The 14,501-nt window shown below is 68.9% G+C and carries 15 protein-coding genes; 8 read left to right on the forward strand and 7 right to left on the reverse strand.

Annotation, left to right across the window (positions count from 1 at the left end; translation table 11 throughout):
- Positions 1–26: 26 nt before the first annotated feature.
- Positions 27–2,642, forward strand: a complete 2,616-nt coding sequence (locus AB0P21_RS06165; RefSeq protein WP_363694104.1) for a glycoside hydrolase family 97 catalytic domain-containing protein — start codon at positions 27–29, stop codon at positions 2,640–2,642.
- On the opposite strand, the gene AB0P21_RS06170 is transcribed toward AB0P21_RS06165, so the two are convergent.
- Entirely contained in the window at positions 2,639–3,586 is a 948-nt protein-coding gene (locus AB0P21_RS06170) for a WYL domain-containing protein (protein WP_363694106.1), read from the reverse strand. The two genes, AB0P21_RS06165 and AB0P21_RS06170, sit on opposite strands and share 4 nt — an antisense overlap.
- A gap of 63 nt (positions 3,587–3,649) precedes the next feature.
- Between AB0P21_RS06170 and AB0P21_RS06175 the strand changes: the two genes are divergently transcribed.
- The gene (locus AB0P21_RS06175; protein ID WP_363694108.1) at positions 3,650–4,195 is read left to right on the forward strand and encodes a DinB family protein; all 546 of its coding nucleotides are present in this window, start codon (positions 3,650–3,652) and stop codon (positions 4,193–4,195) included.
- Positions 4,192–4,809 carry a GNAT family N-acetyltransferase gene (locus AB0P21_RS06180; RefSeq protein ID WP_363694110.1) on the forward strand — a complete coding sequence of 206 codons (618 nt, stop codon included), beginning with the start codon at positions 4,192–4,194 and terminating at the stop codon, positions 4,807–4,809. The genes AB0P21_RS06175 and AB0P21_RS06180 overlap by 4 nt, the downstream gene beginning before the upstream one ends.
- On the opposite strand, the gene AB0P21_RS06185 is transcribed toward AB0P21_RS06180, so the two are convergent.
- The 6 genes from AB0P21_RS06185 to AB0P21_RS06210 all read right to left on the reverse strand — a co-directional run bounded on the left by AB0P21_RS06185 (position 4,806) and on the right by AB0P21_RS06210 (position 10,117).
- Positions 4,806–5,783 carry a ribose-phosphate pyrophosphokinase gene (locus AB0P21_RS06185; RefSeq protein ID WP_363694112.1) on the reverse strand — a complete coding sequence of 326 codons (978 nt, stop codon included), beginning with the start codon at positions 5,781–5,783 and terminating at the stop codon, positions 4,806–4,808. The genes AB0P21_RS06180 and AB0P21_RS06185 overlap by 4 nt on opposite strands.
- Positions 5,784–5,819: 36 nt before the next feature.
- The gene (locus AB0P21_RS06190; RefSeq protein WP_363694114.1) at positions 5,820–6,383 is read right to left on the reverse strand and encodes an NADPH-dependent FMN reductase; all 564 of its coding nucleotides are present in this window, start codon (positions 6,381–6,383) and stop codon (positions 5,820–5,822) included.
- 19 nt (positions 6,384–6,402) lie between these two features.
- Positions 6,403–7,425, reverse strand: coding sequence for a GntG family PLP-dependent aldolase (locus AB0P21_RS06195; RefSeq protein WP_363694116.1), 1,023 nt, complete (start codon positions 7,423–7,425; stop codon positions 6,403–6,405).
- Between the two features lie 75 nt (positions 7,426–7,500).
- Entirely contained in the window at positions 7,501–8,874 is a 1,374-nt protein-coding gene (locus AB0P21_RS06200) for a class II 3-deoxy-7-phosphoheptulonate synthase (RefSeq protein WP_363694118.1), read from the reverse strand.
- Between the two features lie 43 nt (positions 8,875–8,917).
- The gene (locus AB0P21_RS06205) at positions 8,918–9,310 is read right to left on the reverse strand and encodes a DUF2237 domain-containing protein (RefSeq protein WP_363694120.1); all 393 of its coding nucleotides are present in this window, start codon (positions 9,308–9,310) and stop codon (positions 8,918–8,920) included.
- A gap of 36 nt (positions 9,311–9,346) precedes the next feature.
- Positions 9,347–10,117, reverse strand: a complete 771-nt coding sequence (locus AB0P21_RS06210) for a lysophospholipid acyltransferase family protein (protein WP_363694122.1) — start codon at positions 10,115–10,117, stop codon at positions 9,347–9,349.
- 223 nt (positions 10,118–10,340) lie between these two features.
- Between AB0P21_RS06210 and AB0P21_RS06215 the strand changes: the two genes are divergently transcribed.
- From AB0P21_RS06215 to AB0P21_RS06235, 5 genes are read left to right on the forward strand one after another with little or no spacing between them, the layout of a single operon-like run.
- Positions 10,341–11,105, forward strand: coding sequence for an alpha/beta fold hydrolase (locus tag AB0P21_RS06215; RefSeq protein WP_363694124.1), 765 nt, complete (start codon positions 10,341–10,343; stop codon positions 11,103–11,105).
- The gene (locus tag AB0P21_RS06220; RefSeq protein WP_363694125.1) at positions 11,098–12,051 is read left to right on the forward strand and encodes a hypothetical protein; all 954 of its coding nucleotides are present in this window, start codon (positions 11,098–11,100) and stop codon (positions 12,049–12,051) included. Before AB0P21_RS06215 ends, AB0P21_RS06220 begins: the two co-directional genes overlap by 8 nt.
- Before the next feature lie 57 nt (positions 12,052–12,108).
- Entirely contained in the window at positions 12,109–13,338 is a 1,230-nt protein-coding gene (locus AB0P21_RS06225) for a TIGR00300 family protein (RefSeq protein ID WP_363694127.1), read from the forward strand.
- A 10-nt stretch (positions 13,339–13,348) separates the two neighbouring features.
- Complete coding sequence (locus AB0P21_RS06230) at positions 13,349–13,729, forward strand: VOC family protein (RefSeq protein WP_363694128.1); 381 nt, start codon at positions 13,349–13,351, stop codon at positions 13,727–13,729.
- A gap of 17 nt (positions 13,730–13,746) precedes the next feature.
- Complete coding sequence (locus tag AB0P21_RS06235; RefSeq protein ID WP_363694130.1) at positions 13,747–14,496, forward strand: enoyl-CoA hydratase-related protein; 750 nt, start codon at positions 13,747–13,749, stop codon at positions 14,494–14,496.
- Positions 14,497–14,501: the final 5 nt, after the last annotated feature.

A 14,501-nucleotide genomic window follows, 5' to 3' on the forward strand; every position in this document is an offset into this window, starting at 1 on the left:
CCGTTCACCGATCATGAGGATCGCTCATGCCCAAGCTCCTCCCTCTACTGCTCAGCGCCTTACTGCTTCCGCTCGCTCCAACCCCGGCCAGCGCCGCCTCGACCGCGACCTGGGTGCTGCCCGGCGTCGAAGGGGTCGGCGCGACGCTGGAGTCGACCAGCGGCAAGCTGCGGCTCAAGGTCAGCTCCCAGGCCACCGAGGTGGTCAGCGTCGCCGATCTCGGCGTGATCACCGCGGCCGGCGACCTGTCCACGGATCTCGCTCTGACAGCCGAGAGCCACCGGACGCTGCGTTCGTCGTACCGGATGACGTCCGGGAAGCAGCGGGACCGGAGCGTCTTCCAGCAGGAGAGCCGACTGACCTTCGGCAACGCGAAGGGGGCGTTCGCGCTGGTCGTGCGGGTGTCCGACGACGGCGTCGCGTACCGGTACGAGCTGCCCGGGCCGGTGACTGTCCAGCGCGAGACGGGCGGCTTCACGTTTGCCGCCGACGCGACCAACTGGCTCCAGCCCTACAGCCCGCAGCACGAGAACGAGCACGCGCGAGCGACCGCCGCCACCGCACCCAGCGGGCAGTTCGGACACCCCGCTCTCTTCCGGGCCGGGAGCAACTATGCGCTGCTCGCCGAGTCCGGGCTCGACGGCCGGTACTCCGGTGCGCGCCTGACCCACACCCAGGGCTCCAGCCGGTACGACGTCCAGCTGGCCGACCCGCAGGTCACCTCATCAGGGCCCTTGGCAACTGCTTGGCGGACGATGATCGTCGGCACCCTGGCCACCGTCACCGCGTCGACCCTGGTGGACGACCTCGCTGACCCGGCCCGCTTCACCGACACCAGCTGGATCCAGCCCGGACTGTCGTCCTGGTCCTGGCTCGCCGAGAACTCCAGCCCCGGGAACTTCGAACGCCAGAAGGACTATGTCGACGCGGCGGCGAAGAACAACCTCAAGTACGTGCTCGTGGACGAAGGCTGGAAGGCGGCCTGGCTGCCGGAGCTGACCCGGTACGCGCGGGCGAAGGGCGTCGACGTGCTCGTCTGGTTCCACTGGACGAATCTGCAGACGCAGGAGCAGCGCGACGACTGGCTGCCGAAGCTGGTCCGCTGGGGCGTCAAGGGTGTGAAGGTCGACTTCATGGAGTCCGACACCCAGGCGCGGTACCAGTGGTACGACGCGATCCTCGCCGACACCGCGCAGTACCGGCTGATGATCAACTTCCACGGCTCGACCGTGCCGCACGGACTGGCCCGGACCTGGCCGCACGTGATGACGATGGAGGGCGTCCGCGGCGAGGAGAACGGGCTGAACGCAGGCCGCAACACGATCCTGCCGTTCACCCGGAACGTGATCGGCTCGATGGACTACACCCCGACCCGGTTCGCGACCGCGGCGAACCCGAAGCCGGAGACGTCCAACGCGCACGAGCTCGCGCTGCCGGTCGTCTACGAGTCCGGCTGGACGCATGTCGTCAGCTCGCCGGAGGAGCTCGCGTCGCAGCCTGAGGGCGCGCGCTTCCTGGGTCAGCTGCCGACCAGCTGGGACGAGACTCGGCTAGTTGGCGGAGTACCGGGTGAGCAGGTGGTGATGGCGCGGCGGAGTGGGACGCGGTGGTTTGCCGGTGGGATCACGGCGGGTGAGGCGGGCGTTGTCGCCGTACCGCTGTCGTTCCTTGGCGGGAGTCAGCAGTGGTTGGTCGAGGTCGTCGCGGACGGCGGGCGGTTGCTGACCCGATCGTCGTCGGTGCGCAGGGCAACCGATCAGCTGACTGTTGCTGTTGGCAAGCATGGCGGCTTTGCCCTGCAGGCTTGCCCGTACTCCGCAGGGCTGGTCACCTGCGACCAGCCGCGCTCGGCCGTGCCGAGCACAACGGTGTTGGTGGATGCGTCGACGAGTGAGATCAGCACGGGCGGGACGGTCAAGGTGCAAGGGATCTTCGTCGCGCGGACCGGTGGCCCCGTGCGCAACCTCACGCTGGCCCCTGAGGTGCCGGCCGGGTGGACGCTCGTCGCTGGCGCGCCGATCACCAAGAACCGGTTGAACGACGGGGAGAGCGTCAGCGGGAGCTGGACGTTGCGGCTCGACGCGGGTGGCGCTCGGGGTGCGCTGGAATTGGTTGTCGCCGGCAAGTACACGGCACCGGACGGACGGTTGATCCACTCGGCCGGCGCAGCGCCGATCTTCGCCGAGCCGCTGCCGCCGCGCGGAGCGACGTACGTGAGTGATCTGCCGTGGACGGACGAGGTGAACGGCTACGGGCGACCACAGCAGCGCGACCACAGCCATGGCGGGGACCTGCCGCCGGGGACGCTGACGATCGCGGGCAAGACGTTTGCCAAGGGCATCGGAGCGCATGCGGCGAGCTCGCTGACCACCTGGCTCGGTGGTGTCTGCACGCGCTTCGTCGCGGATGTCGGCGTCGACGACGGGACTGAGTCGAGCGAAGGCTCGGTCACGTTCGTCGTGGTCGGTGACGGGCAGACGCTGGCCAACACCCCGGTCATCCGGGCCGGCGACACCGCGACCCATCTGGATCTCGACGTCACCGGCATCAAGAGCCTCACCCTGGCCACCACCGACGGAGGCAACGGCAAGAACAGCGACCACGCCGACTGGGGAACCGCCTCCCTGGCCTGTGCTCCTTAAATCACTGAAGCTTTAAGGATGCGTTGGCCGAGCACGTGGAGCGCATCCCGCAACTCCTGTGGCTCGACCACCGAGAAGGTGTGTTCGAGGGAAGCCAGGCGGTAGGCGTACCAGTCGGGCTCGTTGGTGCTGCCGATCAGCCTGGTGTGGGTCTCGTCGATCGCCTCGAGCCGGCCGAGCTTGCGGGCGAGCACGATGTCGGCGAGCGGCGCGTCGATCACCACCTCGATCTGGTAGCGCCAGCCCTGCGCGAAGTGGTCCTCGATGGCGGTGACCGGATCGATGTCCTCGACCGGCGTGAAGGTGTCGGCCAGCGTCTCGGTCGTGGTGACCCGATCGACGCGCAGCACCCGCTGCGCGTCTTTCGTGTGCGACCAGCAGAGCAGATACCACAGCCCCTGGCGCACGGTGACCGCCCAGGGGTCGACCTCCATCGTCACCGCATCGCGGTCGCCCCGGCGGTAGCCGATACGCAACCGGCGGCCCGCAGAACATGCTTGGACCAGCGCAGCGGTCGTCTCCGGATTCGGATAGGTCCCCTCGGCTGCCTGCCGTGGCGTGATGAGGCGGCGCATCGACTCGGCCGGCTCGGCGACCGGCCTGGGCAGCACCCGGATGATCTTGTTGAGCGCGCTCCCGGCCGGATCCTCGGGGTCGGACGCGCGGTGATGCCCCTCCAGCGCGGCCATCATCAACCCGAGCGCCTCGGCGGTCGAGAACATCAACGGCGGCAGCCGGAAACCTCGCCCGACCCGGTACCCGCCGTACCGGCCTGGGGTGGACTCGATCGGGATCCCCGCCTCGCGCAGAATCCCGACGTACCGGCGCGCGGCCCGGTCGGTCACGCCGAGCTTGAGCCCCAGCCGCTCCCCTGTGATCCCCGGGCAGTCCTGGATCAGTTCGAGCGCCAGCAACGCCTTGGCCGTCGGGCTCAGATCATCCATGAGCACAGTAAACCCGCCTTCCCGGAAGCAGATCGTCCGCATTGCATATTAGCGTTCCGGAGCATGACCGAGCACAACCTGCCATCCGAAGCCCCGATCGCCGGGTCCGAGGTCGACACCCTGCTGGGCTCTCTCGAGCGCCAGCGCGCGATCTTCGCCTGGAAATGCGGTGGCCTGGACTCCACCGGCCTCCGGACGACCCACCCGCCGTCGACGCTCACGCTCGGCGGTCTGGTCAAGCATCTGGCGCTGGTCGAGGACGAGTACTTCACCCGGCGACTGCTGGGCGCCGAGCTCGGAACACCGTGGAACGCGGTCGACTGGGACTCCGACCCCAACTGGGAGTGGCATTCGGCCGCCGACGACACTCCGGCGCAGCTGTACGGCCTCTGGCAGGACGCGGTCGAGCGATCGCGAGCCGCTGTCGCCGGCGTACTGACCGAGGGTGGACTGGACCAGCTGGCGCAGTTCAAGACGTCTCGCGGCGAGTCGCCCAGCCTCCGGCGGATCATCATCGACCTGATCGAGGAATACGGTCGTCATGCCGGCCACGCCGACCTGATCCGGGAGACTGTGGACGGACTGACCGGAGAGGACCCGCCGCGATGAGCATCGAACCACTCGACGACAAATTGACCTTCCGGCCGGCCAACGAGGCCAGCTGGGAGGACCTGCAGGCGGTGATGGGCAAGAGCGATGCCGGGCAGTGCCATTGCCAGCGATTCAAGACCCGCGGGTGGATGTGGTCGGTGACCACCGAGCCCGAGCGGGCGGGGCTGCTGCGGGAGCAGACCAACTGCGACAACCCGAAGGCCAAGCAGACGAGTGGGCTGGTCGGCTACCTGGACGATGAGCCGGTCGGGTGGTGCGCGGTCGAGCCGCGTACGGCGTACCCGCGACTGCTGAGCGGCCGTACGCCGGTGCCGTGGAAGGGTCGCGAGGAGGACAAGGACGACGACTCGGTCTGGGTGATCACGTGCTTCGTCACGCGCCTCGGGTACCGGAAGCGCGGGGTCAGCTACGCGATGGCCCGGGCGACGATCGACTACGCCAAGCAGCAGGGCGCTCGGGCGCTGGAGGGTTATCCGATGCTGCCGGCCGCGGGCAAGGATGTGCCGTGGGGCGAGCTACATGTCGGGCACTACAGCGTCTTCGAGGAGGCCGGCTTCAAGGAAATCAGCCACCCGACACTGCGGCGCTACGTGATGCGGATCGACTTCTAGAACGGAAGCTTGGGCTGCGGCGGAGCGTGCGTCGGGTCGACGCCGTCGAAGAGGCTGCTGACCGACTCGCCCTCGTGGATCCGCTTGATCGCCTCCGCGAACAGCCCGGAGACCGAGCTGACCTGCAGCTCGGGGAAGCCGTCCGGCCGCGGGACCGTGTCGGTGCTGATCACCTCGGTGATCGACGGGTGCGACCGCAACCGCTCGACCGCCTTGCCGGCGAACAGCCCGTGCGTGGTCGCCACCGCGGCCTGGGTGCAGCCGAGGTCCTTCAGCCGGTCGAGCAACTCGATGATCGAGCCGCCGGTGGCGATCTCGTCGTCCAGGATGATCGCCTTCTTGCCGGCCACGTCACCGACGATCGCGTCGATCACCACCCGGTCGTCGGCCAGCCGCTGCTTGCTACCCGCGGCGACCGGAAGCCCGAGCAGCCGGGCGAACTGGGTCGCGGTCTTCGCGTTGCCCAGGTCCGGGCTGACCACGACGGTGTTGGTGAGATCGGTCCCGCGGAAGTGCTCGGCCAGGACACCGATCGCGGTCAGGTGGTCGACCGGCACCGAGAAGAACCCGTGCACCTGCGGAGCGTGCAGGGCCATCGTCAGCACCCGGTCGACGCCGGCCGCGACCAGCAGGTCGGCCACCAGCCGGCCGCCGATCGAGATCCGCGAGGCGTCCTTCTTGTCCGAGCGCGCGTAGGCGTAGTGCGGCATCACCGCGGTGATCTGCGCCGCCGAGGCGCCGCGCGCGGCGTCGATCATCAGCAGCAGCTCCATCAGATGCTCCTGCGTCGGCGGCACCAGCGGCTGGACGATGTAGACGTCCCGCTGCCGGCAGTTCACCTGCAGCTGGACCTGTAGGCAGTCGTTGCTGAAGCGGTGGATCTCCACCGGCGACAGGTCCACTCCGAGATCAGCACAGATCTGCTGAGCAAGGATGGGATGGGCATTTCCGCTGAACACGACGATCTCTCGCACGGCTCTCCCCGGATGCTGTGACCAGACAGCGCAAGCCTAACCGGCCGGGTGCTCGGCCTTGGTCTTGAGGGAGTCCAGCAAACCCTGCAGAAGCGTGACGGTATCCTCGTCGGTCAGGTTGCCGCCCTCGTCGAAGCGCTCGGCCGCCTTGAAGACCATCACCTCGGGCTTGACCACCAGATCCGAGTGGGTCCAGACGAAGACCTGTCGCAGGGCCAGCTGCGCGCGGACGGTGCCGAAGTTTCCCGGTGCGGCACCCATGATCGCCACCGGCTTGTGCAGCAGCGACGAGGTCGCGGCCGGCCGGGAGGCCCAGTCGATCAGGTTCTTCAGACCGCCGGGGATCGAGTAGTTGTACTCCGGCGTCGCGATCAGCAGCCCATCGGCAGCGTTGATCTGCTCGCGAAGCTCCCGAACCTGGGCCGGCAGCGTCTCCTCGGTGTCCAGGTCGCCGTTGTAGAGCGGCAGGCCCTCGAGCCCTTCGTAGATCGAGATCTCCAGGCCGGACGGCGCGTACTTCTGCGCTGCGCGCAGCAGGGCGGTGTTGAGGGATCCGGTGCGGAGGCTGCCGGAGATACCGAGAATCTTGAGGTCAGTCACGTAATGATTAAAACATAAACTACTTCAGCAGGTGCGCGACGGTCTCCGCCGCAGTACGACAGTCCGTGGTTGAGGCGTCCAGGTGAGTGACCAGCCGGAGCTGGGTGGCGCCCACTCCCCCGACCAGCACACCCTCGGCCTTCGCCCCCGCGACCACCTCGGCGACGGTCTTGCCGGTGGCTGCCAGGTCGGCGACGACGATGTTGGTGTCGACCTGGTCCGGCTTGACCGACCCAGGCGCCGCATCGGCAAGGATCTCGGCGATCAGGCGAGCATTGGCGTGGTCATCGGCGAGACGGTCGACGTTGTTGCGGATCGCGTAGAGCCCAGCCCCAGCCAGTACTCCGGCCTGACGCCAGCCCGCGCCCAGTCGCTTGCGCCAGACTCGCGCCTCCTTCACCAGCTCCGCCGAGCCGACCAGTACCGATCCGACAGGTGCACCCAGCCCCTTCGAGAGGCAGACACTCGCCGCCGCGGCGCGCGACGCGTAGGCCGCCATTGATACCCCAGAGGCCACCGACGCGTTCCACAGCCGGGCCCCGTCGAGGTGGAGCGGAAGGCCGACCCGGTCCAGCTCGTCGGCCAGCGCGTCGTACGAGCGCTGGATCGCGCCGCCGCCGAAGTTGTGCGTGTTCTCGACCGAGACGGCGGCCGTCTGGACGAAGTACGGGCCGAGGTCGGGGGCGATCAGCGCGCGGATCTGCTCCAGGTCGATCTGGCCGCCCGGCGCGCTCCAGGTCCGGGTGGTGATCCCGCTGACCGCGGCGTGCGCGCCCAGCTCGGCGCGCGCGATGTGCGCGCTCGCCTCGCAGAGCACCTCGGTGCCGGGCGCGGCCAGGGCCCGGACGCCGAGGATGTTGGCCAGCGAACCGGTGACGGTGAACAACCCGGCCTCGTGCCCGAGCAGCTCGGCGACCGTCTCCTCCAGCTCGGTGACCGTGGGGTCCTCGCCGTACACGTCGTCCCCGAGGGGAGCGCTCGTCATCGCCGCCAGCATGCCCGCGGAGGGCCTGGTGACGGTGTCGGAACGAAGGTCGATCACGATGTCTCCCCTTCGGCCGCCGGCGATCTCACCGGCGGCGTTGCTTCCGGCCGGCCCGAAGCCGGGCGGCCTTCGTCAGGCGCGCGCGGCGCGCAGGCGCTCGGCGACCAGGAAGGCGAGCTCCAGCGACTGGTGCCGGTTCAGGCGCGGGTCGCAGGCGGTCTCGTAGCGGTTGACCAGGTCCTCCGCGACCAGTGCCTCGCCGCCGCCGAGACACTCGGTGACGTCGTCACCGGTCAGCTCGATGTGCAACCCGCCCGGCCAGGTGCCGACCTGCTCGTGCGCGTCGAAGAAGCCCTGCACCTCGTCGATCACGTCGTCGAAGTTGCGGGTCTTGTAGCCGTTCGGCGTCTCGTAGGTGTTGCCGTGCATCGGGTCGCACACCCACGCCACCGGCGAGCCGTGATCGCGGACCGCCTCCAGCAGCGGCGGCAGCCCGGCGCGGATCTTGCCCGCGCCCATCCGGGTGATGAAGGTGAGCCGGCCCTCGATGCCCTTCGGGTTCAGCTTGTCGATCAGCGCCCGGATGTACTCCGGGGTGGTGGTCGGGCCGATCTTCACGCCCAGCGGGTTGCTCAGCGTCGACAGGAACTCGACGTGCGCGCCGTCCAGCTGGCGGGTCCGCTCCCCCACCCAGAGCAGGTGGCCGGACACGTCGTACGGCAGCTCGGTGCGGGAGTCGATCCGGGTCAGGGCGTGTTCGTACTCGAGGATGAGCGCCTCGTGCGAGGCGTAGAAGTCGACCGTCTTGAACTCGTCCGCGGTCGCGCCGCAGGCCCGCATGAAGGCGAGCGCGCGCTCGATCTCACCGGCCAGCTGCTCGTAGCGCTGCCCGACCGGCGAGGACTTCACGAAGTCGGTGTTCCAGGCGTGCACCTGGTGCAGGTCGGCGTAGCCACCGGTGGTGAACGCGCGGGTCAGGTTCAGCGTGGCGGCGGCCGCGTTGTAGACGCCGCGCAGACGCTCCGGGTCCGGGATCCGGGACTTCTCGGTGAACTCCAGGCCGTTGACGGCATCACCCCGGTACGACGGCAACGTCACGCCGTCCCGGGTCTCCTCGCCGGAGCTGCGCGGCTTCGCGTACTGCCCGGCGATCCGGCCGACCTTCACCACCGGCACGCTCGCGGCGTACTGGAGCACGACGGACATCTGCAGCAGCACCCGGAGCTTGGCCCGGATGTTCTCGGCGGTCACCCCGTCGAAGGTCTCGGCGCAGTCGCCACCCTGCAGCAGGAACGCCTCACCCCGCGCCACCGCGCCGATCTTGGTGGTCAGGTCGTCGCACTCACCGGCGAACACCAGCGGCGGCAGCTTCCGCAGCTGACCGATGACCTGGTCGACCGCCGCCTGGTCCGGCCACTCCGGCTGCTGCAGGGGCTTCAGCGCCCGCAGCTCGTCCAGAGTCGGAACCCCAGGTACTTCCCCCGCACTCAAAGTCGCAAATTGCATAGCCCAACCCTATTCCAGGCGGCCCAGCCGCCGCCCGCCCGTCTCAAGTCAGCGAGCTGAGATCCGGCGGAACGTCCACCGCGTGGCTGCGCAGCACGCTCAGCGGGATGGTGTCGAGCGACCGGGCATGGGTCGAAGCCAGTACTACGGGAGCCGCCGCGCCGGCGTGGTACGCCTGCAGCCAGCGCGCGGCGACCACACACCAGCGGTCCCCCGGCGTCAGGCCGGCGAAGTTGAACTCCGGGCGTGGCGTGGTGAGGTCGTTGCCGACCCGGGCCTGATGGTTCAGGAACTCCGTCGTCATCACGGCGCAGACAGTGTGACTGCCCAGATCCTCCGGCCCGGTGCTGCAGCAGCCGTCCCGGAAGAAGCCGGTGACGGGATCGGTCCCGCACTCCTGCAGCGCCTCACCGAGGACGTTCAGCTCGCTCTCCATGCGCCCCATCCTGCGGTACCACGAGGCGCCTGCCGGTCAGGAGGCCTTGGTGTCGCCGAGCCGAGGCTTGAGGTGGTCGTCGATCTTCTCGCCGGCCTTCAGCAGGTCCTTGGCCTTCTCGGCGTACATGTCGACGTACTCCTGGCCGGACAGCTCCATCATCGCGTACATGATCTCGTCGGTGACCGAGCGCAGGACGAACCGGTCGCGCTCCATCCCCTCGTAGCGGGAGAAGTCGAGCGGCTTGCCGATCGCGACGCCGGGCCGGATCAGCCGGGGCAGCCGGCGGCCGGGCTCCTTGATCAGGAACTTCGGCCAGACCGTGCCGGGCGGGTTCAGCTTCTCGGTGTCGATCATCGCCACCGGGATCACCGGCACGCCGGCCACGATCGCCATCCGGGCCACCCCGGTCTTGCCCTTGTAGAGCCGGCCGTCGGGCGAGCGGGTGCCCTCGGGATAGATGCCGAACAGCTCGCCCTTGGCGAGGATCTCCAGCCCGGTGTTCAGCGCGGCCAGCGAGGCCCGGCCACCGGAGCGGTCGATCGGGATCTGGCCGATCGAGCGGAAGAAGGTCGCCATCAGGCGGCCCTTCAGCCCGGGCGCGGTGAAGTACTCCGACTTGGCCGGGAACACGATCTGCCGCGGCACCGCCACCGGCAGGAACACCGAGTCGGTGAACGCCAGGTGGTTGCTGACCAGCAGGGCCGGCCCGGTCGAGGGAATGTTCTCCAGCCCCTCGACCCTGGGACGGAAGAGGAGCTTCGCAATCGGTCCGACGAAAAACCGCCTGAGGAACAGGTACAGCACGCCTTCACCTCCGTCACTCGGCCGACACACTACGTTCCACTCTCCACCACAAGCAACGTGACCGCCAGGAATAGCGGGATCGCACTCTGTGTTGGGGGTTGGTTGCAGACTGGGTGCGATGTCGGTCACGACTGCCGGGCGACACTCGTCCGGGGGTGGGCGGGTGGCCCTGCGGCTGCGACCATTGCGTCTGAGGATGTCTGCGACCTGTCGAGGAGTATTCGTGCCAGTGCAAGCTCACGCGGAGGAGTTCCGCAGCCCGGGGACCGGCGCGAACGCCGCGACCGGGGTGCTGCTGAGCCACGGGTTCACCGGCTCGCCGCAGTCGATGCGCCCGTTCGGCGAGCACCTCGCTGCCGAGGGTTTCGGCGTCGCCGTACCGCGGCTGCCCGGGCACGGCACCCGCTGGCAGGAGATGAACAACACCCGCTGGCAGGACTGGTACGCAGTACTCGACAACGAGCTGGAGCGGTTGCGCAAGGAGCACGACCAGGTCTTCGTGGCCGGTCTGTCGATGGGCGGCTGCCTGGTACTGCGGCTGGCCGAGCAGCACGGCGCCGACATCTCCGGTGTGATCTTGGTCAACCCGTCCGTCCGCACCGACGACAAGCGGCTCGCGCTGCTGCCGGTGCTGCAGCGGGTGGTCCCGTCGTTCCCCGGCATCTCGAACGACATCAAGAAGCCCGGCGTCGACGAGGGCGCCTACACCCGGATGCCGCTGCGAGCGCTGCACTCGCTCTCCCAGCTGTGGACCCTGACCCGGGCCGACCTGGCCAAGGTCACCCAGCCGGTGCTGCTCTTCCGGAGTACCGTCGATCATGTCGTGGAGCCGAGCTCGGGCCGGGCGATCCTGGCCTCGATCTCGTCCCGCGACGTCACCGAAACCCTGCTCGAGGACAGCTATCACGTGGCCACTCTGGACAACGACGCACCGCGCATCTTCGCCGACACCACCACCTTCATCCACCGGGTCGCCGCCGATGCGTGACAACGGCCTGACCGCGTCGACGTACACGTCGATGGGCGGCATCGACCCGCAGCTCGCCGAGCCGGTCCTGAATGCGCTGGCCGAAGCCGGTATCGCCGCGTACGCCGGTCCGCCGGCCGACGGCTCCTCCCCCACGCAGTCAAAGGGCAAGCCCCCTGCGTCTGGGCTGAAGGTCGAAGGCGGTGGCGAGACAACGGGCTCGACTTCGTCCCCCACCCAGCCGAGCGGCGCCGAAAGCGACGCGAAGGCGGACGCGGAAGGCGCGGGTGCGCCGGGCGGCGAGCCGGTGCTGTCCAGCCGCAAGGCTGAGGCCGCCGATGGCGCAGCCGAGGCCGCGGCAGATCCGGCGGCTGATGCTTCCTCCCCCGCCAAGCCGAGCGGCGCCGAAGGCGCCGCGAAGGCGACCGCGCGGATTCCAGCTGGCTTCGAGGAGATTTTTGTTGATGCCGAGTCGGAGCTGCGGGCTCGCGGGGTGATCGCCCGGAGTACCGAGGATGCCGAGTGGGCGTCTTTGGTGGAGCAGTTCAACCTGCCGTCGGCCGAGGGGCACGACGCGACCCCGGTGCCGCGGTGGCCGGCCAGCGAGGACGTGGACGAGAACTCCTACGAGCCGCTGATCGACGTACCGGCCGGGCTGATCGTCGGCGACACCGACGAGGACCCGCCGGAGGAGCCGCCGGCGCGCAGGCACGAGGAGCACCACGACCACTATGTGCCGCCGGAGCCGCCGCGCGGGCCGAAGCTCGACTGGATCAGCCGGATCGCCTGGCTCGGGCTGATCGGCGGCCCACTGCTGCTGATGGCCGCCGCGCTGCTCGACTTCGACACCGGCCGGACCACCACGATCGCCGTCATCGGTTTCATCGGCGGGTTCCTCACCCTCGTCATCCGGATGAAGGACCGGCTGCCCCCGGAGGACACCACTGACGATGGCGCCGTCGTCTAGCAGTTAGGCTGCGGATCGTCGGACAATCCGACGTCAGTACGCCGAGGGAGGCACCCCGTGCAGGTCACCGAAACAGTCGAGATCACCGGTCATCTGATGGACACCGGGCTGCTGTCCCGGGTGCTGGACGACATCCGCGGGTACGGCGGTGAGTACACGCTGGACAAGTTCGACCTCGGCTACGACAAGGACGACCCGTCCACCGTCCGGATGACCGTCGGCGCCGAGGACGAGGAAGCCCTCCAGCGGCTGCTGATGCGGATCCAGACCAAGGGCGCCAACCTGGTCAACCCAGGTACGCCGGAGATCTCCGAGGTGGTCCAGGACGGCGTCTTCCCGGACGGCTTCTACTCGACCACCAACCTGCCCACCAGCGTCCGGCTGAACGGCCACTGGGTCTCGGTCCGCAACCCCGAGATGGACTGCGGGCTGCTGGTCGAGGGCGAGGACGTCCGGACCATCCCGATGTCCGAGGTGAAGGCCGGGATGCGGATCATCTCCAGCGCCCAGGGCGTCAAGGTCACTCCGCCGATCGTCGCGCACAACGAGGAGTCCTTCGGCTTCATGGAGTCCGAGGTCTCCAGCGAGAAGCCGCAGCGCGTCCTGGTCAAGCAGGTCGCCGACGGCATGCGCGAGGCGAAGGCGGCCGGGCTGAAGGTGCTCTGGGTCGGCGGCCCCGGCATCGTGCACACCGGCGCCGCACCGGCCATGGTCGCGATCGTCGAGGCGGGTTTCGTCGATGTGCTGTTCGCCGGCAACGCGCTCGCCACCCACGACATCGAGTCGTCGCTGTACGGCACGTCGCTCGGCGTCGACCTGGCCCGCGGCCGCGGTGTCGAGCACGGCCACGAGCACCATATCCGGGCGATCAACACGATCCGCAAGTCCGGCTCGATCGCCGCGGCGGTCGAGTCCGGCGTGCTCACCTCGGGCGTGATGCACGCGCTGGTGAAGAACGACAACACGTTCGTCCTGGTCGGCTCGGTCCGCGACGACGGCCCGCTGCCCGACGTCTACACCGACGTGCTGGCCGGCCAGCGCGCGATGCGGGCCGAACTGGAGGGCGTCGGCTACTGCCTGATGGCCGCCACCATGCTCCACTCGGTTGCCACCGGCAACATCTTGCCGGCCTCGGTGCCGCTCACCTGCGTGGACATCAACCCGGCCACCGTCACCAAGCTCGCCGACCGCGGCTCCTCGCAGGCCCGCGGCATCGTCACCGACGTGGGCCTGTTCGTCGAACACCTGGCCCGCGAGCTCTCCCCCTCGTACGCCGAGACGAAATAACGTTCCTCCGATGGCACTCAGAACGAAATCCCACTGGTTCGGCGTCGTCCTCAACTCACCGCAACCCCAGGCGCTCGGGCAGTTCTACCACCGCCTGCTCGGCTGGAAGATCTTCACCGACGAGCCCAACTGGGTCACCCTGGCCCCCTCGAAGGACGCCGGCTACAACCTCGCCTGCCAGCTCGAGGAGCCGTACCAGCGCCCGGTCTGGCCCGCCGAGGACGGCAAACCACAGATGCAACTGCATCTCGACCTCGAGGTCGACGACCTGGACGAGGCGGTGGCGCACGCGGTCACGGCCGGCGCCGAGCTGGCGGAGTACCAGCCGCAGGAGCGGGTTCGTGTGATGCTCGACCCAGATGGCCATCCGTTCTGCCTGTACGTCGGCTGAGCAGGCAAGATGTCGGTATGACGGAACTGGTGCACCTGGCTGTCGTTGACGGCGTCGCGTCGATCACCCTCGACTCGCCGCACAACAAGAACGCGCTCTCCCAGCAGCTGACCAGCGAGCTGCTCGACCACCTGGCGGCCGCGGAGGCCGACGACGCCGTCCGGGTGATCGTGATCCGGTCGGCGCTGGACGTGTTCTGCTCGGGCGCAGACCTGTCCGAGGCGACCTCGGTCGGGATGAAGGTCGGCGCGCAGCGGATGGTCGACGTGCAGCGGGCGATCGTGGCGAACGCCAAGCCCGTCGTCGCCCGGGTCACCGGGCCGGTGCGCGCCGGTGGGATCGGCATCGTGGCCGCCTCCGACATCAGCATCGCCGGCCACAGTGCGACCTTCGCCTTGACCGAAGTACGGCTGGGACTCGCGGCCGCGACGATCTCGCTGACCGTGATCCCCCGGCTGACCGATCGCGCCTCGTCCCTGACTTTCCTCACCGGTGACAGCTTCGACGGCGTCGAGGCGGCGAATCTCGGCCTGGTGACCAAGTCGGTGGCGGACGCGGAGCTCGACTGGGCGCTGGACGCAGTACTGAAGTCGCTGCTGAAGGGCGCGCCGCAGGGCCTGCGCGAGTCGAAGAAGCTGCTCAACCGCGAGCTGCTCGCCGACATCGATGCCCGTGGCAACGAATTGGCCGAGCTGTCGGCGTCGCTGTTCAGCTCCCCCGCGGCGCAGGAAGCGATGCTCGCGTTCCTGAACCGCAAGAAGAAGTAGCCGTT

The sequence above is a fragment of the Kribbella sp. NPDC056861 genome (assembly GCF_040687575.1).
Lineage (GTDB): Bacteria > Actinomycetota > Actinomycetes > Propionibacteriales > Kribbellaceae > Kribbella.